The sequence below is a fragment of the Nitrosomonas nitrosa genome, assembly GCF_003051105.1.
GTDB lineage: Bacteria > Pseudomonadota > Gammaproteobacteria > Burkholderiales > Nitrosomonadaceae > Nitrosomonas > Nitrosomonas nitrosa.
Window position 1 is genome coordinate 46312 of the sequence record NZ_QAOO01000013.1, and the last position, 23775, is coordinate 70086.

General features: G+C 48.8%; 17 protein-coding genes. 12 read left to right on the forward strand and 5 right to left on the reverse strand.

The window, feature by feature from the left end; all coding sequences use genetic code 11:
* Positions 1–12: 12 nt before the first annotated feature.
* Positions 13–1416, forward strand: coding sequence for a ribosome biogenesis GTPase Der (gene der, locus C8R30_RS08945; RefSeq protein WP_090666913.1), 1404 nt, complete (start codon positions 13–15; stop codon positions 1414–1416).
* Positions 1417–1446: 30 nt separating this feature from the next.
* Here the strand turns inward: der and C8R30_RS08950 are convergent, their stop codons facing one another.
* Positions 1447–4902 (reverse strand): acyl-[ACP]--phospholipid O-acyltransferase, encoded by a 3456-nt coding sequence (locus C8R30_RS08950; protein WP_090666915.1) that lies wholly within the window; start codon positions 4900–4902, stop codon positions 1447–1449.
* 368 nt (positions 4903–5270) lie between these two features.
* Between C8R30_RS08950 and C8R30_RS08955 the strand changes: the two genes are divergently transcribed.
* The 3 genes from C8R30_RS08955 (at position 5271) to C8R30_RS08965 (ending at position 11003) form a co-directional block, all read left to right on the forward strand.
* On the forward strand, positions 5271–8135 hold the full coding sequence (locus C8R30_RS08955; protein ID WP_090666917.1) for a ribonucleoside-diphosphate reductase subunit alpha: 2865 nt from the start codon (positions 5271–5273) through the stop codon (positions 8133–8135).
* Between the two features lie 46 nt (positions 8136–8181).
* A complete protein-coding gene (locus C8R30_RS08960) occupies positions 8182–9363 on the forward strand; it encodes a ribonucleotide-diphosphate reductase subunit beta (RefSeq protein WP_090666919.1) in 1182 nt (393 codons plus the stop codon).
* Positions 9364–9614: 251 nt separating this feature from the next.
* Positions 9615–11003 (forward strand): transglycosylase SLT domain-containing protein, encoded by a 1389-nt coding sequence (locus C8R30_RS08965; protein WP_090667013.1) that lies wholly within the window; start codon positions 9615–9617, stop codon positions 11001–11003.
* 20 nt (positions 11004–11023) lie between these two features.
* Here the strand turns inward: C8R30_RS08965 and C8R30_RS08970 are convergent, their stop codons facing one another.
* Positions 11024–12487 (reverse strand): M17 family metallopeptidase, encoded by a 1464-nt coding sequence (locus C8R30_RS08970; protein WP_090667015.1) that lies wholly within the window; start codon positions 12485–12487, stop codon positions 11024–11026.
* Positions 12488–12582: 95 nt separating this feature from the next.
* Here C8R30_RS08970 and C8R30_RS08975 point away from each other — a divergent pair, with 95 nt between their 5' ends.
* Both C8R30_RS08975 and C8R30_RS08980 read left to right on the forward strand, forming a co-directional pair.
* Positions 12583–13377: a thymidylate synthase gene (locus tag C8R30_RS08975; RefSeq protein ID WP_090666921.1), complete on the forward strand. Its 795-nt coding sequence runs from the start codon at positions 12583–12585 to the stop codon at positions 13375–13377.
* The gene (locus tag C8R30_RS08980) at positions 13374–13880 is read left to right on the forward strand and encodes a dihydrofolate reductase (RefSeq protein ID WP_107789964.1); all 507 of its coding nucleotides are present in this window, start codon (positions 13374–13376) and stop codon (positions 13878–13880) included. The genes C8R30_RS08975 and C8R30_RS08980 overlap by 4 nt, the downstream gene beginning before the upstream one ends.
* Before the next feature lie 157 nt (positions 13881–14037).
* Here the strand turns inward: C8R30_RS08980 and C8R30_RS08985 are convergent, their stop codons facing one another.
* The 3 genes from C8R30_RS08985 to C8R30_RS08995 all read right to left on the reverse strand — a co-directional run bounded on the left by C8R30_RS08985 (position 14038) and on the right by C8R30_RS08995 (position 16587).
* Complete coding sequence (locus C8R30_RS08985) at positions 14038–14712, reverse strand: DUF4126 domain-containing protein (protein ID WP_107789965.1); 675 nt, start codon at positions 14710–14712, stop codon at positions 14038–14040.
* 85 nt (positions 14713–14797) lie between these two features.
* Complete coding sequence (locus C8R30_RS08990; protein WP_090666927.1) at positions 14798–15799, reverse strand: glucokinase; 1002 nt, start codon at positions 15797–15799, stop codon at positions 14798–14800.
* A gap of 14 nt (positions 15800–15813) precedes the next feature.
* Complete coding sequence (locus tag C8R30_RS08995) at positions 15814–16587, reverse strand: M90 family metallopeptidase (RefSeq protein WP_107783927.1); 774 nt, start codon at positions 16585–16587, stop codon at positions 15814–15816.
* A 241-nt stretch (positions 16588–16828) separates the two neighbouring features.
* Here C8R30_RS08995 and C8R30_RS09000 point away from each other — a divergent pair, with 241 nt between their 5' ends.
* The 6 genes from C8R30_RS09000 (at position 16829) to C8R30_RS09025 (ending at position 23683) form a co-directional block, all read left to right on the forward strand.
* The gene (locus tag C8R30_RS09000; RefSeq protein ID WP_090666931.1) at positions 16829–17347 is read left to right on the forward strand and encodes an SRPBCC family protein; all 519 of its coding nucleotides are present in this window, start codon (positions 16829–16831) and stop codon (positions 17345–17347) included.
* 106 nt (positions 17348–17453) lie between these two features.
* Positions 17454–18488: a methyltransferase gene (locus C8R30_RS09005; RefSeq protein ID WP_107783897.1), complete on the forward strand. Its 1035-nt coding sequence runs from the start codon at positions 17454–17456 to the stop codon at positions 18486–18488.
* 151 nt (positions 18489–18639) lie between these two features.
* Positions 18640–19776, forward strand: a complete 1137-nt coding sequence (locus C8R30_RS09010; protein ID WP_107789966.1) for an ATP-binding protein — start codon at positions 18640–18642, stop codon at positions 19774–19776.
* A 133-nt stretch (positions 19777–19909) separates the two neighbouring features.
* A complete protein-coding gene (locus C8R30_RS09015) occupies positions 19910–20491 on the forward strand; it encodes a DJ-1/PfpI family protein (protein WP_107783899.1) in 582 nt (193 codons plus the stop codon).
* Between the two features lie 109 nt (positions 20492–20600).
* Positions 20601–21938 (forward strand): TRAFs-binding domain-containing protein, encoded by a 1338-nt coding sequence (locus tag C8R30_RS09020; protein ID WP_107789967.1) that lies wholly within the window; start codon positions 20601–20603, stop codon positions 21936–21938.
* A gap of 53 nt (positions 21939–21991) precedes the next feature.
* Positions 21992–23683 (forward strand): L-lactate permease, encoded by a 1692-nt coding sequence (locus tag C8R30_RS09025; protein WP_107789968.1) that lies wholly within the window; start codon positions 21992–21994, stop codon positions 23681–23683.
* Positions 23684–23775 lie beyond the last annotated feature (92 nt).

The window sequence follows — 23775 nt, forward strand, 5'->3', positions numbered from 1 at the left end:
TTCCCGGTAATCATGAAACCTACGCTTGTATTGGTCGGGCGACCCAATGTTGGTAAATCAACGCTCTTTAACCGTCTGACGCGAAGCCGTGACGCTATCGTGGCAGATATTCCCGGATTGACGCGTGACCGGCACTATGGCCACGGTAAATTAGGCGACAAACCTTATATCGTAGTGGATACGGGAGGATTCGAACCTGTTGTGAAATCGGGAGTGCTGCATGCGATGGCTCGGCAAACACTGCAAGCCGTGGATGAATCCGATATGGTCTTGTTTGTGGTCGATGGCCGCCAAGGAGTGATGCCGCATGACAAAATCATTGCTGATCAATTACGCCAGACAGGCCGAAAAATTATGTTGGTGGTGAATAAAACCGAGGGTATGCGGACTGCGTTTGCTACATCGGAATTTTTTGAACTGGGTCTCGGCGAACCTTGTGCCATTTCAGCGATTCATGGCGATCACGTGGGTGAATTGGTCGAATTGGCTTTGAGCGGCTTTCATACACAACTAGAGGAGGCGGAGGCGGAGGCGGGAAAGTACCCAAAAATTGCCGTTGTGGGCCGCCCCAATGTCGGTAAATCAACATTGATCAATACGCTATTGGGAGAGGAACGTGTCATCGCCTTCGATCAACCAGGCACTACCCGGGACAGTATTTATATCGATTTCGAATACAATCGGCGTCGCTACACGCTGATTGATACAGCAGGTTTGCGTCGTCGTGGAAAAGTATTTGAAACCATAGAAAAGTTTTCAGTCATTAAAACGCTGCAGGCGATCGAGGATGCCAATGTGGTGGTGCTGGTGCTGGACGCAAGGAGCGAAATTTCTGACCAGGATACGCATATCGCAGGATTCATACTGGAAACAGGCAGGGCATTGGTTATCGCCATCAATAAGTGGGATGGGATGGATAACTATCAGCGGGAGATCGTCAAACGCGAAATTGCGCGAAGATTCGGATTCCTGGATTTTGCCAAATATCACTTTATTTCTGCGCTTCATGGAAGCGGTATAAAAGGGTTGTTTCCTTCGATTGATGCGGCGTATGCGGCAGCAATGGCGCATCTACCCACACCCAAGCTGACAAGAGCATTATTGGCTGCAGTGGCTAAGCAAGCACCTCCGCGGGGCGGCATGTCACGCCCTAAGTTGCGTTATGCTCACCAGGGTGGCTCCAATCCTCCACTGATTATCATTCATGGCAGTATGCTGAATCATGTGCCCGAAACTTACCGGCGTTACCTGGAAAATACGTTTCGAGATACCTTTCAATTAGAAGGGACACCGCTGCGCGTGGAATTCAGGACAGGCCATAACCCTTATGCCAATAAAAAGCCCGCGCCATTGACTGAAGAGGAAGCCAAACGCGCCCATAGCCGTCGGCGACGGAACAGAAAGAAATATGGCTGAGCGAGCTTTATCCGTCCTGGAAAATCGAATTTAGGCGTTTTTTGTTTCGAGATTGGCCGTCTGCTCCATAACCCACTCTCTGAGCGCTACGTAATCGGTTTTTCCGGTACCAAGATGCGGTATTTCGTCGACGAAGAGAATGGTTCTGGGGATATTCAGTTCACCGAGACCGTGTTCTTGAACATAAGCTATCAAATCATTGCGATTGGCGGCCGGATGAGTCGTGATAAGTACAAGCTGCTCTCCTTTTTTGGCATCGGCAATGGGGACTACGGCATGGGCATGATCTGGCCAAAGTTGGCTGATATATTCTTCAACCGCGGTCAGGGAGACCATTTCTCCCCCGATTTTGGCGAAGCGTTTGGCACGCCCTCTAATAAATAGATAGCCTTCATTATCGATTTCAACGATATCGCCGGTGTCATACCATCCGTTAGGTGGGGGTACGATCTGACCAGGCACATCGAGCAAATAGTAGCCTTTCATCACATTGGGTCCAGCGACCCATAATTTGCCACCACCTTTAATACCCGTTATTTCTTCTAATCGGTAGCGGATACCCGGCATTAAACGGCCTACCGAGCCTGCACGATTGTGCATGGGTGTATTGATACTCAAAATGGGAGCCGTTTCAGTGGCGCCATAGCCTTCAAAAATGCGCACACCAAAATTCTCTGACCAGGTCCTGCGCGTGCTTTCCCGTAATTTTTCCGCACCGGCGAATACATAGCGAAGACTATAGAAGTCGTAAGGGTTGGCGTAACGAGCATAACCTGTCAGGAATGTGTCGGTACCGAATAAGAGAGTAGCATTGCTGTCATACACCAGTTCGGGAATGACACGATAATGCAGGGGGGAGGGATAAAAAAATGTTTTTATTCCGGAGAAAATCGGGAGCAATGTTCCCCCTGTCAGGCCGAATGAATGAAAGACGGGCAATGCATTGAATACGATATCTGTCGGACCAAAATCGATGAGAGAAGCGGCCTGGAAACGGTTAGCCTGCAAATTGAGATGGCTGAGTGCCACTCCTTTTGGTGCACCTTCGGATCCCGAAGTAAACAGCACCACTGCTGCTGCATCGGCATCCCGTGCGGGATGCGTGATGCGGTAAGCAAATCTTGGCAACCATCCAGCAAGAGTTCCTGCCAGCTTGTTCCACCAGTGCAGGTTTTTACGGATGTCTTCCAAATAAAGTACCGAAATCGACTGGGTTTGCAATTCATCGATCCTATCGGTCAGTTTCCCCGCTTCGACGAACCGTCTCGAAGTAATGACTATTTCGATTTGAGCGAGCCGGCAGGCATCGATCAGATTTTTTTTGCTGGCTGAGAAATTGAGCATGGCTGGAACGCGCCCATAGGCTTGCAAGGCGAAAAAGCCAATCAACGTACTGGTCATATTGGGCAATAGTATGCCTACATTATGGCGCACTGGTGCCATTTTTTGTAGCACACTGCCCAGGATGAAACTGCGGGTGATCAATTGAGAATAGGATAAAGTAATGCGCTCAATATCTTCAGCAATAACATGCCTTCTGCCATGAATCGTTGCGGCGTCGAGCAGGGACTCAAACAAGGTTTGCTTTAGCGTATTACTTTGAAACATCATGGTGGTCATGATGTCGTAAAGTTTGATGCCGGCCATGCGTCGTCGCTGTTTTCCCTGTATTTGTGGCGGCAGCGCAAAGGATTCGGGTGGCATGCAGGTAAGTGTTATTTTAGGAAACCAGCGTAGCCGAATTTTACCTTTTAGTCGGGAGAAGGGCGTGTATTGAGCCCCTGAAATACAGATCGGCAGAAGAAGCGCATCCGATTTGTCGGCGATGACAGCTGGCCCTTCGTATACTTTCATGAGTGAGCCAGTGAGCGTCAGCCTGCCTTCGGGGAAAATAACGACTTTCCGGCCATTTTTTACCTTATCGATCAATAAGCGCATCGACATGGGATTCGTGGGGTCGATTGTGACAATGTCGGCAAGAAATAGAAAAGGACGGATCCACCAGCGCCGCGCAATATGCGTGTTGATGGCGAAACACAATGGCTCGGGAATGCTAGCGCTTAGTAGCAGCGCATCCAGGAATGATAGATGATTGGCAATGATGATCGTTCTGCCGCCTGCTTGTTGATAGTGTTCCATTCCCTTGATTTCCAATCGATAGAACGTATGGAAAATGGCTTGCAGAAGTGATCTGATCAGTGCCTGCGGCAGCAGACTCGTAATATAAATCGCTACCAGTCCATTCAAGAGGGCAATCGTCAAAAAAACTTCGGTGACAGAAAAATCGCTTGCCAGCATCAAGCTAATAGCCAGTGCAGAGGCCACCATGAAGAGTGCATTCATGATGTTGTTACCGGCGAAGACACGTGACCGATGGGAAGATTGGGCGCAGTGCTGGAGAAGAGCGTATAGCGGCACGATATAAATCCCACCACAAATAGCGAGGCCGAACAGATCCGCTAAAATACGCCAGTGAGTCCATGAATCCAAAAATGTGATTGCACCGATCAGCTCGCTTTTTTCGACAACCGGTATGATGGCGTGGCTTGCAAAAAATAAGTCGACGGTAAAAACAGTCATGCCGAGAATCCCGAGCGGCGTATAGGTAGTTACCACTTCACTTTTTAGTAACTTGTTGCACAGTAGTGAGCCGATGCCGATCCCAACCGAAAATACAACTAGAAATAAGGTAACGACTTGCTCATTGCCACCAATGATTTCCTTTGCAAAAATCGGGAATTGAGACAAAAAAGCCGCGCCAAACAACCAGAACCAGGAAATACCCAGGATGGTGCGAAAAATGATTTTGTCTTGGCGAATATACTGAAGAATCGCGCGTGTTTCGCTTAACGGGTTAAACCCGATCATGATTCCCGGGGATGCGGGCTGGGCTGGCGGAATATACAAGCTGGATAGCCAGCCCAGGAGCGCAGCTATGATCACCAGCGCTGTGATGATAGCGATGCCATTTTCAACCATGATAAACAGACCACCCAGCATCGTGCCGAGCAAGATCGATAAAAATGTACCTGCTTCGATCAGGGCGTTGCCGCCGATCAACTCATGCTCATGAAGATGGTCTGGCAGGATGCCGTATTTGAGTGGCCCAAAGAAAGCGGATTGTGCTCCCATCAGAAAAAGGATACCTAGCAGCAGAATGACGTTTTCCAGATAAAAACCTATTGCTGCACTGGCCATCAACAGGATTTCAATGAATTTGATCACTCGGATGAGCTGCGCTTTATCCCTTTTGTCAGCGAGTTGACCTGCAATCGCAGAAAAAAGAAAAAACGGGAGAATGAATATTCCAGCTGCCAGTGTCACCATGATGTGCGGAGCGATGCCAGCACTATCCATGACTGCATAGGTAATCAGAATGATCAGCGCATTTTTGAAAACATTGTCATTCAACGCACCCAAAAACTGCGTGATAAAAAGCGGTAGAAAACGTCTTGTGCCAAGTAGGCGCCACTGGTTTACGTGCATAAAAAGCCTGTGAAGAAAGGAATGAGCCGTTGCTAGTTTCTCATAACATGATTCGTCTTCAAATATGGAAAAAGCGGTGAATCGTATTAATACTGGGTTGTATTAACGGCCTTGCTATGAATTGCATTTTTTGACCTTGCTTTGGATTGAATGATTACGATTCATTATCAATCGGTTAATAAAAAATGTAGGTTGTTTTTCTGAAAAGGCGATAATTTTTTGCTGGACGCACATACAAAACTTCGGTATAAATTTACTACTTGCTACAATATGTAGTATCTGGTGTCATTTTACTAATGATGAGTAAAAGCAGTAACAATTCCCTCTTTTATTTTTCTCAGTCCCAACAAATCAAGGAGAAGTCGACTATGCAACTAACAGCCGACAGCACAAATTTAGATCCTGTTCTTCGGAGTGACTTTTCAGAAATTCCTGTTACACCTAGTTTGCAATACGCTCAATATAAAGTGATTCGCCGTAATGGCGCCGTGGTTGCTTTTGAGCCAAGCAAAATCTCTGTCGCGATGACCAAGGCATTTATCGCAGTGGAGGGTGGTCAAGGTGCCGCATCTGCGCGGGTGCGTGAAGTGGTGGCGCGTCTGACGCAAGATGTGGTTGGTGCATTGACGCGGCGCCAACCGGATGGTGGCACGTTTCATATTGAAGATATTCAAGATCAAGTTGAGCTGGCATTGATGCGTTCGGGAGAACACGACGTGGCGCGTTCATACGTGCTGTATCGTGAGGCACGTGCGCGTGAGCGGGCAAAACAGCAAGAAAAACTGACGGCCGAGAAACAGGCGCCGGTGTTACATGTGCTGGAAAATGGGCTGAGAGTCCCACTCGATATTGCGCGTTTGACAGCCCTGGTCGACTCGGCTTGTGTCGATCTCGGCGATGCGGTGAACAGCGCCCTCATCCTCAAGTCGACCTTAAAAGATTTGTACGATGGCGTGCCGGCGGAAGAAGTCAGAAAATCGTTGATTTTGTCTGCACGTTCCTTGATCGAGAAAGATCCTGCTTACAGTTACGTAACGGCAAGATTGTTATTGCATACGATCCGTTTTGAAGTACTGGGAGAGGATGTTACACAAAACGAGATGACATCGCGTTACGCCGAATATTTTCCAGGGTTTGTCAAAAAAGGGGTCGAAGCCGGTTTATTGGATGAGCGGCTTGCCCAATTCGATTTGGTACGCTTGGCGGAAGTGCTGGATGCGGATCGAGATATGCAATTTGGTTATCTTGGTCTGCAGACATTGTATGATCGCTATTTTCTACATATCAAGGAAAAACGTATCGAGCTGCCGCAGGCTTTTTTCATGCGGGTTGCGATGGGGCTGGCGCTCAATGAGATCGATCGAGAGGCGCGTGCCATCGAGTTCTATCAGCTATTGTCGAAATTTGACTTCATGAGTTCGACACCGACGTTGTTCAATTCAGGTACTTGTCGCTCGCAGCTTTCTTCGTGTTATCTGACCACCGTCTCCGATAGCCTCGACAGTATTTATGAAGCGATTAAAGAAAATGCCTTGCTTTCGAAGTTTGCGGGCGGGCTGGGTAATGACTGGACACCTGTACGGGCGATGGGGTCGCGCATTAAAGGAACCAATGGCAAATCGCAAGGCGTGGTGCCTTTTCTCAAAGTCGTTTCCGATACGGCTGTTGCAGTCAATCAAGGCGGTAAACGCAAGGGTGCGGTTTGTGCTTATCTGGAATGCTGGCATCTCGATGTCGAAGAGTTCCTGGAGCTGCGTAAAAATACCGGTGATGATCGCCGTCGAACGCATGATATGAATACGGCCATTTGGGTACCCGATTTGTTCATGAAGCGGGTGATGGAGGGCGGGGATTGGATGCTGTTTTCGCCTTCCGACGTGCCGGATCTGCATGACAAGTATGGTAAGGTATTCGAGCAGGCCTATCTTGCTTACGAGAAGAAAGCGGCAGACGGTGAAATTGCTCTGCATAAAAAACTTCCTGCGCAGCAGTTATGGCGAAAAATGCTCACCATGCTATTCGAGACAGGGCACCCCTGGATTACCTTCAAAGACCCTTGCAATATTCGTTCGCCTCAAAATCACGTCGGTGTGGTGCACAGCTCCAATCTTTGCACCGAAATCACTTTGAATACCAATGAGCAGGAAATCGCTGTCTGCAACCTCGGCTCGATTAATCTGCCTGCGCATATCATTGATGGCAAACTCGATATGGACAAATTGAAACGCACTATCAGCACAGCGATGCGCATGCTTGATAATGTGATCGATATCAATTTTTATGCGGTTGCCAAAGCGCGCAATGCAAATCTGAAACATCGGCCAGTCGGCCTGGGTATCATGGGATTCCAGGATTGCTTATATAAACTGGGGATTCCCTACGCATCCGAAGAAGCGATCGAGTTTGCGGATCGTTCGATGGAAGCGATTGCCTATCATGCTTATTGGTCTTCAACCGAATTGGCGGAGGAACGAGGCTGTTACGCTTCTTATCGTGGCAGTCTATGGGATCGCGGGATTTTGCCGCAAGACACCCTGGCGTTGTTGCGCGAAGAGCGTGGTAATAATGTGGAAGTGGATATATCCGCTACACTGCAATGGGATAAGCTTCGAGCGCGCATCAAGAAGCACGGCATGAGAAATTCGAATTGTCTGGCGATTGCGCCGACCGCAACGATTTCAAATATCGTTGGCATCTCGGCGAGTATCGAGCCCACTTATCAGAATCTTTATGTTAAATCGAATTTATCTGGTGAGTTCACGATGGTTAACAAATGGTTGGTGAATGATCTTAAACAACGTGATCTTTGGGATGAAGTGATGATTGCTGATCTTAAATACTACGATGGCGCGATCGGCAAAATAGACCGGATACCCGCCGATATGCGGAACCTGTATGCAACCGCGTTCGAAATCGATCCCCGGTGGTTGGTTGAAGCGGCTGCTCGACGGCAGAAATGGATCGATCAAGCCCAGTCACTCAATATTTATATAGCGGCCGCATCAGGCAAAAAGCTTGATGAGCTCTATAAACTTGCTTGGTTGCGGGGGCTCAAGACGACCTATTACCTGCGTTCGCTAGGGGCAACGACAGCGGAAAAATCGACGGTCCATACCGGCGCACTCAATGCGGTGCCAGCAAGCGGTGGAATGGCTGCTGCAGGCATACAGCAGATGACAGCCGAAATCAAGTATTGTGCAATTGATGATCCTGGCTGCGAATCATGCCAATGACAATCGATGTGCAGATAAAACTCAATAAAAGCAAGGAGAAAAAATGATGTTGACGTTTGACGATGAACCGCTGCAGCCAGAAAAAAATCGATCCAAGGGCCTCTTGAGCGGCCTGCCCAATGAATCAATCTTGGGTTCTTCTGCAGAGATCGAGTCTGCAGTGAAGGATAGTATCGATCCGGTATATGAGCAATCAGCGGAAGATATGTATCGCCGTATTTCGGTTGAAGATAAGCGCATCATCAATTGCAAGGCGGATGTGAATCAACTGGTTCCATTCAAGTATAAGTGGGCATGGGAAAAATATTTATCTGCTTGTGCCAATCACTGGATGCCTCAGGAAATCAATATGAGTCGCGATATTGCGCTGTGGAAAGATCCAAATGGATTGAACGAAGACGAGCGCCGCTTGGTTAAGCGTAATCTTGGTTTTTTTGTGACGGCGGATTCGTTGGCGGCAAACAATATCGTGCTGGGGACGTATCGCCATATTACCAATCCTGAGTGTCGGCAATATCTTTTGCGTCAGGCCTTCGAGGAGGCCATTCATACGCATGCCTATCAATATATCGTCGAATCGCTTGGCTTGAATGAAGGCGAGATTTTCAACGCCTATCATGAGATCGAATCGATTCGCGACAAGGATGAATTCTTGATCCCCTTCATCGATACACTGACTGATCCAGGGTTTAAAACAGGAACGTTAGAAGCGGATCAAAAATTATTGAAGAGTTTAATCGTATTTGCGTGTATCATGGAGGGGTTGTTCTTCTATGTGGGATTTACCCAGATTTTGGCACTCGGCAGACAGAATAAAATGACGGGTGCTGCCGAGCAGTATCAGTATATTCTGCGTGATGAGTCGATGCATTGTAATTTTGGTATCGACGTTATCAACCAGATCAAACTGGAAAATCCTCAACTCTGGACGAAAGCATTTCGTGAGGAGATTAGCGCTTTGATGCAAAAAGCGGTCGAGCTTGAATACCGTTATGCCGAAGATACGATGCCACGCGGCGTGCTCGGGTTGAATGCGTCGATGTTTAAGGAATATTTGCGCTTTATCGCAAATCGCCGATGCCAGCAAATCGGTCTCGATATTCTTTTTCCAGATGCGAGCAATCCATTTCCATGGATGTCGGAAATGATCGACTTGAAGAAAGAAAAGAACTTTTTCGAAACGCGCGTCATTGAATACCAAACAGGCGGCGTATTGAGCTGGGATTAACAAGCGAGCACTATCGGCAAATTGATTTCAATTTGCCGAAGTGTTTTTTAAAATTTAAATTACATCAATTAATTACATCAATTATTAGGAGCAAGCACAGAAGCAATGATGTAGCACTTGTCTGCAATGGATAAAAATTGAGTGTTATCCCTAACAGGTGGCATAGGGATGGGCCACCTCTTTTGCAGGCATGATCGAATCTGAATTTTCAGAGATATTGATCATTTTGAAAATTAAGGATGCACACACTCATGCTAGAAACAAGAACCATACGAAATCTACTAGTAATCATGGCGGCCAGTATGCCGCTAGCCTTTTTACCAATAACGACAGAAGCAAGGGAAACTTTAGAAAATAATTATCGTACTTCAATTTCAAAAGTAAAAAAAACATCAGTAAATTCGAACAAGCCTTTAGATGATTTATGGACACGTATCCGCAGCGGTTTTAGTCTCGCGGATATGCACAGTCAAGAAGTTCGCCATAACGAAAACCAGTTTACTCGTCATCAAAAATATATCGATCACATCGTTGAACGAAGCAGGCGCTATTTATTTTATATAGTCGAAGAAGTGGAACGGCGCGGTATGCCGACCGAGATCGCATTGCTCCCCATCGTGGAAAGCGCATTCGATCCAGTAGCTTACTCCCGGCAGCATGCATCTGGCTTATGGCAGTTTATTCCCTCGACTGGCAGGGCATATGGCCTCGAACAGAATTGGTGGTATGACGAACGGCGTGATGTGGTCGCTGCGACCCGAGCGGCGCTGGATTACTTGCAAAAGCTTCACACGATGTTTGGTGATTGGCAGTTGACGCTGGCGGCCTATAACTGGGGTGAGGGGGCATTGAAGCGATCTATCGATGAGACGACGCAGAAGGGCAAGAAACGTATTCGCCTCCATGACCTTCAGTTGCCCACCGAAACCAAAAACCATGTCGCAAAGCTCATTGCTGTAAGAAACATTATTGCCAAACCAGAAAATTATGGTATCAGACTTAAACCACTTCCCAACCGGCCCTATTTCGAGCAAGTGGAAATCACGCGTCCCATTGACGTAAAATTGGCAGCAGAGCTTGCCGACGTGCCAGAAGCTGAATTTGCCGCGCTAAATCCGGCCTACCATCGTCCTATCATAAGAATCAATGATGCGCCGCGCACCTTGTTGCTGCCAGTCAATAAAGCGAGAACTTTCGTCGCTAATCTAGAGAATTACGATAAATCGCTTGTTTCTTGGCGTATTTACCGTGTGAAAGAAGTGGAAACCCTCGAAGAATTGTCTGATAAATACGCTATCGATGTCGCTGAATTGGCTGAAATCAATGGTCTTTCGGAAAGGAGCGCGCTCAGGCGTGGGCAGATCGTCTTGGTTCCGCGTGGCAAGAGTAAGGCAAAAGAACCCGATTACTTCGTGCAGAACACCCAGAACGGCAAGCGTCGCGCTTATTCGTCATGGGATGACCAAATTATCTATGTGGTCAAAAAAGGCGACACACTGTATGACATCGCCAAGCGATATGGTCTTGATGTAAAAGAAATCAAATCATGGAACGGCAACAGCGAGCGACTTTCCATTGGTCAAAAACTGACCCTTCGATTGGTCAACTCAAACAAAATACGCTTGGCAGATAACTCGTAGCCACCAAACTTATCGAAGAATCAGCTTGTCAGGAATTTTTGTAGAAACGCCATAGCCCAAGCTACGCCGAAACCTGTAATATCGGTACCGACGGCACCTAATCCCCCTTTATGATTGCAAGCTGAGAGATCCATATGCAGCCAGGGTATGTCATTGACGAATCGGCTGAGGAAGCGGCTAGCCAGGATATGATCGAAATCGCTGTCTAGCAAGCACTGCTTGATATCGGCGATTTTGCTTTCAAGCTCCACGTCGTAATCTGCATCCATGGGAAATGCGCACACACGTTCGCCGCTTGATTTCCCCACGGCAAGCGCTTTCTGGATCAGCGGTTCGTGATTACTGAAAACGCCGCTGTAGCGTGATCCCAGCGCGGTGTAGAGGCTGCCCGTCAGGGTGGCGAAATCAATTATCAAGTCGGGCTTTTGCCTTTCCGCCAGTGTCAGGGTATCGGCCAGTACCAGGCGACCCTCCGCATCGGTATGGATAATTTCGATCGTCATACCATTCAATGCCGTGATGACATCATTTTGCTTGTAGGCGCGTGGGCTGATATGGTTTTGTGCGATGGCCAGCCAGCAATCGATATTGACAGGTAAATCTGCGCGCGTTGCTGCCAACAATACGCCGAGCGCTACAGCGGAGCCATTCATATCCTCATGCATACCATGCATGAAACGCGCGGGCTTAAGATTATGCCCACCGGTATCGAAGCATATACCTTTGCCGACGAGCGCGATGGTCTTGCCCGGTTTTTTTCCATTGTGCCGCTGCAGATGAACGATCGCAGCATCTTCGGTATCGCTGCCCTGAGCGACGGCAACAAAGGCACCCGCGCCCAGCTTCCGTAATTTGGCTAGGTCATATTCCTCATATTTCCACTGTTCTCTGATTGCGAGTTTTTCAATTTGCTCCCGGTATGTCTTAGGTGTCAACTCATTGGGCGGTAAACCTGTCAATCCACGTGCCAGCAGGTTTCCTTCCGCCTGCGCGCGCAAAGATAGAAAGTAATCGGGATCTTCGTGTCCATGCAGAACGATCGATTCCAGCGGTTTTCTATCTGGCTTGAGTTTGCGGACAGGCAAGACCGCGCCATTGATCCAGGAAATATATACCGCTAATCGCGCCAACAGTTCTCTTTGATGCGCGTTACCGTGAACCGATACATGAATTTGCGTAGGCCCTTCTTCCAGCAGTAGCTGTAATGCTTTGCGGACATGGGTGTGCTGGTCAAATACCGGCTTGCTTAAATCCACCATTGCCCACGCGCATAACGCACCGTTTTGCAGGTTGGCACATACGGGCATCTCGCTAATCTGACCTAACGGTATATCGCGCCGCAGCAACAAGGCTTTGAGTGTATGTTCGCCAGGGAGATCGATTTTGCCCGGCAGTTTTTCCAGCCTGGGAAGGAGCGTTAGAATGTGTGTGGTTTTAACGGATTCATCAAGAGGTGAGTTATTTTGTAAAAGTGTTGCAAGCATCAGCATTCCAGACAGTGTAATTAACGATATTATATCTGCTATCCTGGTGATATTTAGCACGGATTTTTACTACCGCTTTATTTTAACTATTACGCATGCATCAATATCTCGATCTTATGCGACATGTGCTCAAGCACGGGCATCAAAAATCGGATCGCACCGGCACCGGCACACTGTCTGTTTTTGGCTACCAAATGCGCTTTGACTTGTCAGCAGGGTTCCCGCTGGTCACAACCAAGAAATGTCATGTCAAATCGATCATTCATGAGTTGTTGTGGTTTTTGCGGGGCGATACCAATATTGCCTACCTCAAGGAAAACGGTGTATCCATCTGGGATGAATGGGCAGACGAGAAGGGTGATCTGGGGCCCATCTATGGTCATCAATGGCGTTCCTGGTCGAGCCCAGCCGGCGGCTCGATCGATCAAATCGCGCAGGTTATTGAGCAAATCAGGAAAACACCCGACTCCAGGCGGCTGATCGTGTCTGCCTGGAATGTGCATGATCTGGATAAAATGAAATTGGCGCCATGCCATGTGCTGTTTCAGTTTTATGTGGCGAATGGCAAACTCTCCTGCCAGCTTTATCAGCGCAGTGCGGATATTTTTCTCGGTGTGCCGTTCAATATCGCTTCATATGCGCTGCTAACCCTAATGATTGCCCAGGTTTGCGATCTGGAGCCGGGCGATTTTGTGCATGCCTTTGGCGATGCCCATCTCTACTTGAATCATCTTGAACAGGCTAGGGAGCAGTTGCAGCGGGAGCCAAGAACATTGCCAACGATGCGCATCAATCCCTCGGTTCGCAATATTTTTGATTTTAAATATGAAGATTTTATATTGGAAAACTACCATCCCCATCCCGCTATTAAAGCGCCGGTAGCCATATGACGCGCCGTCTATCCCTTCTGGCCGCGATGGCCAGCAATCGCGTCATCGGTCGGAACAATGCGCTTCCCTGGCGCCTCCCGGCTGATCTCAAGCGCTTCAAGGCGCTGACCATGGGGCAGATCATTGTCATGGGCCGAAAGACCTATGAATCGATCGGCAGGCCGTTGCCAGGAAGAATCAATATCATCGTCACTCGACAGCCCGATTTGTCGGTTGCAGGCGTAACGGTTACCCGCTCGGTGGAGGAAGCGCTGACGGCCTGTCTAATTCACCCGGACAAGGAAATATTCATCATTGGCGGGGCAGAGCTTTACCAGCAAACCTTGAAGCATTGCCAGCGCCTTTATCTAACGGAAGTACAGAAAGCATTCGAGGGCGATGCTTTTTTTCCGGAATTCGATCGCAGTGACTGGCATGAAATCGTGCGCGAGAGGCATGTGCAGGAAGAAGGCGAAAAGCTTGAATATCACTTTGTGGTGCTCGAGCGGAAACTTGTTGCATAGATAGCTATCGGTCTGGGGTACAGGGTAATGCAATACAAGACTGATTTGTAAGGAAACATTCTTGGTAGATCACAAGGTGTCGTGATGAAATTTAGGCTATTAGAGATGTCCATGAGCTGATCAAGGTGACCCACGAGTGTTGCCATGTTCAACAAGTTTATTTGCCGGGTTTGTTAGTTTCAGGTTGAGTCGCGCTTGCTTGTTCGATTGCAGGGTGATTAGATTTCGCTGCTCCAAAAAACTGGCCTATTCTGCGCAGCATTCCCTTGAGCAAGGTCCATAACTTGGGTAGCAGCCAGATAGCGAGACCGATGAAAATAACGAACAGTATCAGAAACAGTATCGGATGATTCAGTGCCGTCCAAAGGCCCGCGATAACCAGCACATCTTCGCCGATAGAAGCGGACCAGTTCGTTACCGGTTCAGGCGAGGTGTTGATCATAAGGCGCGTACCAGCTTTGGCTGCATGACTGGTTGCCGCTATGCTCCCGCCTAGAATCCCTGCAGCGATTTCCAACGCGGGGGTGACATCGCCTACTGCGCCAGCGGCCAGCATCACCCCTGCGGGAATGCGGACAAAGGTATGCAGGGTATCCCAAGCGCTGTCCACGCCCGGCACCTTATCGGCGAAAAATTCAATTGCGTACATCAACCCTGCTGCACCGATGACCAGAGGGTTTTCTAAAACGGCAAGTTCAGCGGGTAGCTGAATATTGTCTGTTGCGCTGCCGATGCCCAGTACCAGCATGACCGCATACAGATTGATGCCGCTTGCCCATGCGGTGCCCATGGATAACGCCAAAGTTGCTATGAGTGCTTCATATCCGTTCATTTCATATTCTCAAAAAAATGGCTATTCTAAAAAATGGATTGAATCAATGCCACTATAGAGCAAGCCGATTGAATCGACGATCAACTCAGTCGGCTATCAAACGTTGCGCTTCCAGCTCTGCCCCCAACATCCCTACTTGAGGGTTCATGATCACATGCACCGGTATCTCGCTCATTAACCCCGAGAAACGGCCTTTGTTTTGAAAAGCGCGCATGAAGCCGCCTTGCCTTAGGCTATCGATGATTCTGGGAGCAATGCCCCCTGCAATATAGACGCCGCTCCGACATAATCCGACCAGAGCAAGGTTTCCGGCAAAGGCACCATAGATTTCAACGAATAAATCCATTGCTTGCAATGCGACCGGATGCCGTTGTTCGAATGCGAGCGTTGTGATGGTTGCCGCGCTATCCTCATCCAACTCGACAGGCGCTATACCCGGGAACCGTGTTGGATCGGACTGCAAAAAACCGAAAATATTGGTCAGCCCGGGTCCTGAAAGAAGACGCTCGATCGAGACACGGCCGAATTTCTTCGTTAGAAAATCGAGTAATTCCATTTGCAGGGGGGAGGTCGGTGCAAAATCAATATGCCCACCCTCGGTCGGAAGGGGGATGTAGCGTTTATTCTGCCAATGAAGCCAAGCAACACCCATGCCGGTGCCTGCACCTAATACGACACGCATGCTGGGCTCTGTTTCTGCACCATTTTGCAGTGTCACCAGATCGGCCGGCGCTAATTTCTCGACGCCAAGTGCAATCGCCTCGAAATCGTTGATAAGTTTTACCTTGGGGATGGAAAAATCGGCTGAAAGTGCCGAAGCTTCCATCAACCACGGCAAGTTGGTCAGTTGCGCTTGCTGTGCAACGATTGGCCCGGCAATCGCAAAGCAGGCCGATGTCGGATAGCGGTTTTGTTTTTCCATTCCGGCTTTATGTAAGAAATCAGCCAGAATGTCATCGAAATCATCGTAAGCTTGGCTGTCGTATCGCTGCTCATGACAAACTTCGGTATCACCTTCTTTGACTAAGGCTATGCGTAATAAAGTCTTTGTGCCTCCGATATCGCCATAAATTAGATAGTTATTCATCTGTTACGTCCTCTTTATCCGTGTGAACGTTCTGCCGCCGGATCCTGGCGATAGAACGCCACGAGTTGCTGATAAACGTCTGGAAAATATAGTTTTATTTGGCAAGGCTTTACAAAGAAAGCTTCACTCAGTACCGCAAAGAATTCAGCTGGACTGGTTGCAGCATAAGGATCGATGGCCGCTATCTCTTCCGCATCGACGCGATCGCAAAATGTGGCATACGCTTCGCTAAAAACCCGTGTCCATTCTTGTGGGTCCATGTCGGCATGGAGCGGTGGAAAGCCATTGGCTGCACCATTCAACATATCCAATTTGTGTGCGAATTCGTGAATGACGACATTATAGCCCTGATCATTATCGGTATCGGCGACATCTTCCCAGGAGAGGATAATCGGCCCAGCCAGCCAGGATTCACCCGACACTGCCATGTGCACTGCGTGGACGACACCATTTTCGTCGACATATTCATGATCAAGAATGAACTGGCTCGGATAGACGATGATTTCCACCCAGTTACGGTAGTAATCGAGGTCCAGCCTCAGAATCAAAACACAAGCCTGTACAGCGATCATGACACGTACTACCTCGGTGACGAGAAAACCCTGAGCGCCGTTGATCACTTTTTCGTGCAAGAAAATTGTTGTCCGTTGCCGTAGAAGCGTGACTTCTGATGGCGTTAGCCTATGCAGGAAGTGCAGGCGCGCCAGCACATTCTGCCAGACTGCCTCAGTAATCGGTTCATGTTTTAAGATATGGCGTTGCCACCATTTTTTGAGCGGTCCTATCATAACGCCCCGGCCAGCATCAGCTTGGCAGAATGAAAAAAATGAATACACAGGTGGTTTGACTATAGCATCGTTCTGCCCGCTTTCTGTGGTTTTGGTGGCTTAAGCGATGTTAGCGCTTGAAACTGTGCCTAGATTCGTTTAAGGTCTAGCATAATGAGTGATAGACAGTCGAGAGATTGCAAAGGCTACATTTTCACAACTTCCGAGTCGGACATCAACCAGCCAATAAGGACTCCATGCTATGTTCAATTTAGGTTCCATGCTCAACTTAGGTTCTACGGACCCTGTCGTGGGCAAAGCTTCTACCTTAGTGGAATGTTCGGCCATGGCTTTATTCAAGTTTATTGGTGAGGACCTCTTTCAGAATTATCCAAAATGGTCGCCAGAAGTAAAAGAACTGGAACAACTCACGCCAGGTCCCGTGAAATTGGGAACGGAAGGGCGGCAAGTGCGGGTCGATCAAGGACGTCGTTCAGAATCTCGATTCAAAATCACTGCTTATGAACCAGGCGAACGCTTGATACTTGTGGGAGTAGCCGAACCATTTCGTTGCGCATATGAATTGCAGGCAGTTAATCCTGATAAATCGACCAAGTTGACATTTACTTTTGAGCTTCTGGAACTATTGGTCGTGATGCGGCCTTTCGAAGGGTTGGTCCGTGTTGCGATAAAAGATGGAGCGGCACGGACAGTGCAAAACATCAAACGTTTGGTCGAAGCCCAACCATCCCTGAATGCTTCACTGGATACAGAGCCTTAAGTGCATGGCAAGTAAATTCCAGCCATCCATCATAATTAGCAAGTGAGTGGGTATCGATAGCGAGCCAGTTGGCTTCAACAAATCAGCAAAAGAAAAAGGAGGCGTAATGGCACTAGATAATGGTTCCAATGTTCAAGTACCCCTGGTGGATGATAGGCCGGTATGGGATGTGGTCTTTGCGATTTATGGCTATCCAGCATTACTCCTCGCGCACCGGTTAAAGGTTTTTCCATTACTGGCGGAAGGTGCGCGCACGTTGCCGGAGATTTGTGATGCATTGAATATCAAGCCGCGTCCGGCTGAAGCGATATTGACGGCAGCAACGGCGTTAGGTTTTTTGTCTCTTCAAGAGGGGCGTTATGCGCTGACGCCCGTGACAGAGGAGTATCTGCTTGAAAAGAGCCCTAACTACTTCGGGTTCTTTTGGGACTTGATGATCGATAATTATCAAGTATGCTCCTATGCCGGTCTAGAGAAAGCTATTCAGACCGATGCCCCTCAAGCTTATGGTGGCGGGGATATTTTTAAATCGCATGAAGAACAAATCGAGTTGTTGCACCGCTTCACTTGCGGGATGCATAGCATCAGCATGACCCCAGCGCTGGTTTGGCCCCAAGTCATGGATTTTTCCCGACACCGCATGATGCTCGATATTGGCGGAGGTTCAGGCGCTCATTCGATTGGTGCTGCACTGCGTTTGCCCCATCTGCAAGCACGTATCCTGGATTTTTCGCAAGTATGTGAAATAGCCCAGACTTACATTGCGCAATATGGTTTGCAGGATCGTGTCAAAACCTATGATGGCAATATCTGGCAGGATCACTGGCCCTCGGCTGACCTCCATTTCTTTTCGAATATGTACCACGATTGGATGCCAGAAAAGTGCCATTTCCTGACAGCGAAAAGCTTCAATAGCCTCGAATCAGGGGGGCGGATCGTGATCCATGAAATGTTGTATAACGATGAAAAGACAGGTCCTTTCTACTCTGCGGCCTTCAGCATGATGATGTTGGGCTGGACGGAAGGTAAGCAATATTCAGGTCAGGAATTGACTGCGATGTTAAAGGATATCGGTTTTGTGGAAATTCAGATCCATAAAGCGTTTGGATATTACAGTATCGTGACCGGTCTAAAACCTTAGCTTCCCTTTTTACGATGCAGGTAAACCGTTTTTCTTAAAGGCCGTCATTCATGAGTTCAGGGTAGATACGAGCGCTTGTTTGCAACAATTTACTGTGCAACGAAACTTTTGCAAAAAGGTATATTCTTCGAATCGTTCAGGAGATTCTTGCATGGCTCAATCATTAATGCGTATCACGATTTGCAGCCCTGCTACTGGCAGCAATTTTTTCCCCTGCGGCAAAATTATCAGCAGACTCATTCAGGTATTGCAAAATGAGCACGTCCTGTTTCTCGCGCCCCGTCGCACGGGTAAAACGAGTGTATTGCTATATTTACAGAAAGTTGCGCCAGCGAAAGTGGTATTTCTCGATCTTGAGGGGTTTGACCATCCCGATTTATGGATTAAATCCATGATCAATGCGCTCGGCGATATCAAGGATGAGATCTGGGTGCAGAAACTGAAGTCGCTTAAAAATTTTATGCCGCGCTTGAGAAGCGACTTAATCGAAATTGCCGAGGCGAACTGGGAAGAGAAAGCTAACAATTTATTGAAGGCCTTGAATGAGCTAAACGAACCCGTCTGGTTCTTATTTGATGAATTTCCGATCATGATCGACAATATTGCCCATAAGCACGGTACCTCGCTAGCTTCAGCGGCAATGCATTGGTTGCGTCGGGTTCGGCAGGAGAATGTGGAGAGTTCGGTCCGTTTTTTACTAACAGGGTCGATTGGTCTCGATAGTGTTTTGCAGCGCCATGGGTTGCGCGGAGCTGCCAATGATTTGCGCCGCGAAACATTGCCACCGTTGAGCCCGGAAGAAGCGCTGCAATTTGCCTTGAGGCTGGCAGGCGATAATCAGATACCCCTGAGCGAACAAGTAGCCAAAGCTTATATCGATCGATTGGGTCCGGCAGTTTGGCCGTATTTCATACAGTTGTTTATTGCCGAATTACAGGAGCGCGCAGCCAATCCGGAACATGGTCATGATGTTGCTGTTTCTTACCAGGCGGTTGCGTTTGGCGAGCACAATCAATTTTCAAGCAACATGTGGGCGCGCTTGAGAGATATTTTTAACGATGCGGAGTTGGATATTGCTCAGAAACTGCTCAAAACGATTGCTTCCCGAGATACAGGCGTGTCCTTGACAAAACTGCGCGCGCAGTTCCCAGAACTGGATGAAGATGATTTTTCCTATGTGCTCGATGTCTTGCAGCACGATGGCTACTTATTCGAAGATGGTAATGCGCACCTGTGCTTTTTCTCGAATTTGCTGCGTGACTATTGGCGGCGTAAAGGGCATCTATGAGCGAAAGCGCACAAATTAAATTTTTTTCAGCCGTTACAATACTGGAACCTATCCCATTACAATGGCTTTGTGAAAAGCAATGTGGTTTGTCTGTTCGTTCAATATAAACCTAAGAAAACGATAGGAGTGCATCATGGGTGTAAAGAAAATCTTGATACTGGCTGGCGATTATGTTGAAGATTATGAAGTGATGGTGCCTTTCCAGGCGCTTTCGATGGTAGGCCATACTGTCCATGCAGTATGTCCCAACAAAAAAGCAGGTGAGACCGTGCGTACGGCGGTGCATGATTTTGAGGGGGATCAGACTTACAGCGAAAAACCAGGCCACAATTTTACGCTGAATGCGAGTTTTTCCAAGATCAAGGCCGAGGACTACGATGCATTGGTTATTCCAGGTGGGCGCGCGCCGGAATATATTCGGTTAAACGATAAAGTCATCAAAATGGTGCAACAATTTTCGCAAGCGGACAAACCCATTGCATCGATTTGTCATGGCGCGCAGTTGCTGGTGGCCGCCGGTATTCTTGACGGTAAAACGTGTTCGGCTTATCCGACAGTCGAACCCGAAATCGCACGCGCAGGCGGGAAATACGTGGCTGTTCCGATGGACAAGGCACATGTCGACGGCAAGCTTGTGACTGCGCCTGGTTGGCCCGCCCATCCTGACTGGCTCGCCAAGTTCCTGCAAGTATTGGGCACCAAGATCAAGCTATAGGCTAATGTGTGCATACAGACAGATAGTGTGTGCCTTAGCGAATCGCTGACAGCGGCATGATCCAAGGCTAACAGCGCATAACCTGATTACCTAATTTAAAAAAATCACCATGGCTAAACCTCTTTGTTTCGTACTCATGCCGTTTGGGCAGAAGCCCGCTACAGCGGGCAAAATGATCGATTTTGACGCGGTTTACCGTGAACTTATCGAACAGGCTATTCGAGCAGCCGATCTCGATCCAATCCGGGCGGACGAAGAGATGGCAGGCGGGATCATCCATAAACCGATGTTCGAACGATTGATTTTGTGTGAATATGCCGTTGCCGATCTCACCACGGCGAATGCCAATGTTTTTTATGAGCTTGGATTGCGCCACGCTGTGCGGCCTTCTTCGACGATTTTGCTGTTTGCCAAGAATACGGGCCAGCTTCCTTTCGACGTCGCGCCTTTGCGCAGCATCCCTTACGATATCGGTGCAGACGGCAAACCTGACAATGTGGCCGCCATTATGCCGATTTTGACAGATCGCTTTCAGGAAGCGCGCAAACAGATGACGGATAGCCCCGTTTATCAGTTGGTGGAAGGTTTTCCGGATATCCAACGGCTCAAGACGGATGTATTCCGCGATCGCGTAGCTTATTCTGAGCAGATCAAAAAGCGCCTGGCGGAAGCGCGCCGGCAGGGACTGGCTGCAGTGCGTGCGGTGGAACAGGAATTGAGTCAGCAGGCCAGTATGGGTGACACCGAATCGGGTATCGTTATCGATTTGTTTTTATCTTACCGTGCCGTCAAAGGTTGGCAAGAGATGATCGATCTCGTGTCTAGGATGTCACCTCCGCTTGCCAAGACGGTTATGGTGCAAGAGCAGTTGGGACTGGCGCTCAATCGTGCCGGCCGTGGTGAGGAAGCCGAAGAAGTGCTTGTCGAAGTCATAGCAAAGCGCGGCCCAAGTAGCGAAACCTATGGCATCCTCGGCCGCGTATATAAAGACCGGTGGGAATCGGCTGTCCAGCAAGGTGAACCCTTTCGTGCCAAGGGGTTGCTCAAGAAAGCTATCGACGCTTATCTGAAAGGATTTGAAGCAGATTGGCGCGATGCTTACCCCGGCATCAACGCGGTAACCCTCATGGAATTGTCCGAACCACCCGATACACGCCGTGAAAAGTTGCTTCCCGTTGTCGCCTATGCCGTTGAACGGCGTATCGCTGCCGGTAAGCCTGACTATTGGGACCATGCCACGCGTTTGGAGCTTGCCGTGCTGGCAAAAGACGAAAGCACGGCTGCACAAGCGTTGGAAGACGCGATTGCCAACTTACGGGAGCCCTGGGAAGCCGAAACCACCGCACGCAATGTGCAGTTGATCATCGATGCGCGAAAAAAGAGAGATGAGCTCGTTGGCTGGGAAGGGGAGATCGAAGCGGCGTTAACCCGTCAGGGAAAACGATAACGTACGGGGTCTCCCTTTATCTGTATCCGGCACAGGAATCGGTCGTTCAGCATATGACGCAAACGCTATTTTCCTTACTGGCTTTCTTTCCTCTTATTTTAGCCGCTGCACTGCTGCTGGGGTTTAACTGGCCTGCACGGCGTGCAATGCCGGTAGTGTTCACCGTAACAGCGGGCATAGCCGTATTGGTGTGGGAAGTGCCGATCAATCGCGTGGTGGCGTCTGTCTTGCAAGGTCTGATCCTGGCGGGCTCGATTTTGTGGATTATTTTTGGCGCCATTTTATTGCTGAACACGTTAAAACATTCCGGTGCCATAACTACAATTCGACGCAGTTTCTCGAATATCAGTCCAGACCGTCGCGTACAAATGATTATCGTCGCGTGGCTGTTCGGGTGCTTTATCGAAGGCGCGTCTGGATTCGGCACGCCAGCAGCGGTCGTCGCCCCTTTGTTGGTTGCGCTGGGTTTTCCAGCGATGGCGGCGGTGATGGCAGGAATGATGGTTCAATCTACGCCGGTATCTTTCGGTGCGGTGGGTACCCCGATTGTGGTGGGGGTCACGGGTGGATTGGATAAAGCCGGTATCAGCGACAGGCTGATCGCTGAAGGCGCTAGCTGGGAGTTCTTTTATCGTTTGATTACCTTGGAAGTAGCCCTGATCCATGCCGTTGTCGGCGTACTGATGCCGTTGCTGATGTGCGTAATGCTGACACGTTTTTTCGGACGCAACCAATCCTGGTTGGAAGGGCTTTCCATTGCTCCCTTTGCGCTTTTCGCCGGACTTGCTTTCGTTGTGCCTTATGCGCTGGCAGGCGTATGGCTGGGGCCGGAATTTCCTGCTCTCGTGGGCGCGTTGGTTGGTCTCGCCATTGTCGTTCCCGCCGCACGCTCAGGCTTCCTGATACCCAAACGATACTGGGATTTTCCGGCTGCAAGCGATTGGCCACCGACATGGCTGGGCAGTATTGCAATTAAATTGGACAACTTGGCGGCCAAAACGCCTGTGTCAATTGGGCTTGCATGGTTGCCTTATGCGTTGCTGGCAGTTTTATTGGTGTTGTCGCGGGTGGACGTGGAAATCAAAGCCTTCTTGAATCAGTATTTAGTGCTGGATTGGGCCGATATTCTCGGTGAGCACGCTATATCCGGCAATATCCCATTTTTGTATTTGCCAGGCGGAATCATGATTTTAGTGGTGCTGGCGACTTATTTCTTGCACCGTATGAAATTCACAGAATTTAAAGCGGCCGTCAAGGAGTCTTCGTACACTTTGTTGGGTGCTGGATTCGTACTGGTATTCACCGTGCCGATGGTGCGTATCTTGATCAATTCCGGCGTAAATCTGGCGGATTTGCCTTCGATGCCGCAAGCGATGGCGCAGTTCGTTGCCAGCAGTGTGGGCGATATTTATCCCTTGTTTGCACCAGCGGTGGGTGCGCTGGGCGCTTTTATCGCCGGTTCCAATACGGTCTCCAATCTGATGCTGGCGCAATTCCAGTTCGATACTGCCCAGTTGATTGGCGTATCCTCGGCCCTGTTGGTATCGCTGCAGGCCGTCGGTGCGGCAGCGGGGAATATGGTTGCTATTCATAACGTGGTCGCCGCTTCTGCCACTGTTGGGCTGCTTGGACGCGAGGGGCAAACCATCCGCATGACCATTGTGCCAACGGCTTATTATTTGACCGCAACCGGGGTGATTGCAATCATTGCAATTTCAATGGGCATAACCGACCCATTGAGTTAGTGCATGTTTAACAACATATTTTAAAACACTTTAACAATCATTATGTTATGAAGCAAAAAATGATCGTAAGGCACTACATTTGATTTTTTCTG

Bases quoted from the DNA above. Each gene is read 5' to 3' on its own strand.
- der (WP_090666913.1), top strand. From the start codon at position 13: ATGAAACCTACGCTTGTATTGGTCGGGCGACCCAATGTTGGTAAATCA.
- C8R30_RS08950 (WP_090666915.1), bottom strand. From the start codon at position 4,902: ATGCACGTAAACCAGTGGCGCCTACTTGGCACAAGACGTTTTCTACCG.
- C8R30_RS08955 (WP_090666917.1), top strand. From the start codon at position 5,271: ATGCAACTAACAGCCGACAGCACAAATTTAGATCCTGTTCTTCGGAGT.
- C8R30_RS08960 (WP_090666919.1), top strand. From the start codon at position 8,182: ATGTTGACGTTTGACGATGAACCGCTGCAGCCAGAAAAAAATCGATCC.
- C8R30_RS08965 (WP_090667013.1), top strand. From the start codon at position 9,615: ATGCTAGAAACAAGAACCATACGAAATCTACTAGTAATCATGGCGGCC.
- C8R30_RS08970 (WP_090667015.1), bottom strand. From the start codon at position 12,487: ATGCTTGCAACACTTTTACAAAATAACTCACCTCTTGATGAATCCGTT.
- C8R30_RS08975 (WP_090666921.1), top strand. From the start codon at position 12,583: ATGCATCAATATCTCGATCTTATGCGACATGTGCTCAAGCACGGGCAT.
- C8R30_RS08980 (WP_107789964.1), top strand. From the start codon at position 13,374: ATGACGCGCCGTCTATCCCTTCTGGCCGCGATGGCCAGCAATCGCGTC.
- C8R30_RS08985 (WP_107789965.1), bottom strand. From the start codon at position 14,712: ATGAACGGATATGAAGCACTCATAGCAACTTTGGCGTTATCCATGGGC.
- C8R30_RS08990 (WP_090666927.1), bottom strand. From the start codon at position 15,799: ATGAATAACTATCTAATTTATGGCGATATCGGAGGCACAAAGACTTTA.
- C8R30_RS08995 (WP_107783927.1), bottom strand. From the start codon at position 16,587: ATGATAGGACCGCTCAAAAAATGGTGGCAACGCCATATCTTAAAACAT.
- C8R30_RS09000 (WP_090666931.1), top strand. From the start codon at position 16,829: ATGTTCAATTTAGGTTCCATGCTCAACTTAGGTTCTACGGACCCTGTC.
- C8R30_RS09005 (WP_107783897.1), top strand. From the start codon at position 17,454: ATGGCACTAGATAATGGTTCCAATGTTCAAGTACCCCTGGTGGATGAT.
- C8R30_RS09010 (WP_107789966.1), top strand. From the start codon at position 18,640: ATGGCTCAATCATTAATGCGTATCACGATTTGCAGCCCTGCTACTGGC.
- C8R30_RS09015 (WP_107783899.1), top strand. From the start codon at position 19,910: ATGGGTGTAAAGAAAATCTTGATACTGGCTGGCGATTATGTTGAAGAT.
- C8R30_RS09020 (WP_107789967.1), top strand. From the start codon at position 20,601: ATGGCTAAACCTCTTTGTTTCGTACTCATGCCGTTTGGGCAGAAGCCC.
- C8R30_RS09025 (WP_107789968.1), top strand. From the start codon at position 21,992: ATGACGCAAACGCTATTTTCCTTACTGGCTTTCTTTCCTCTTATTTTA.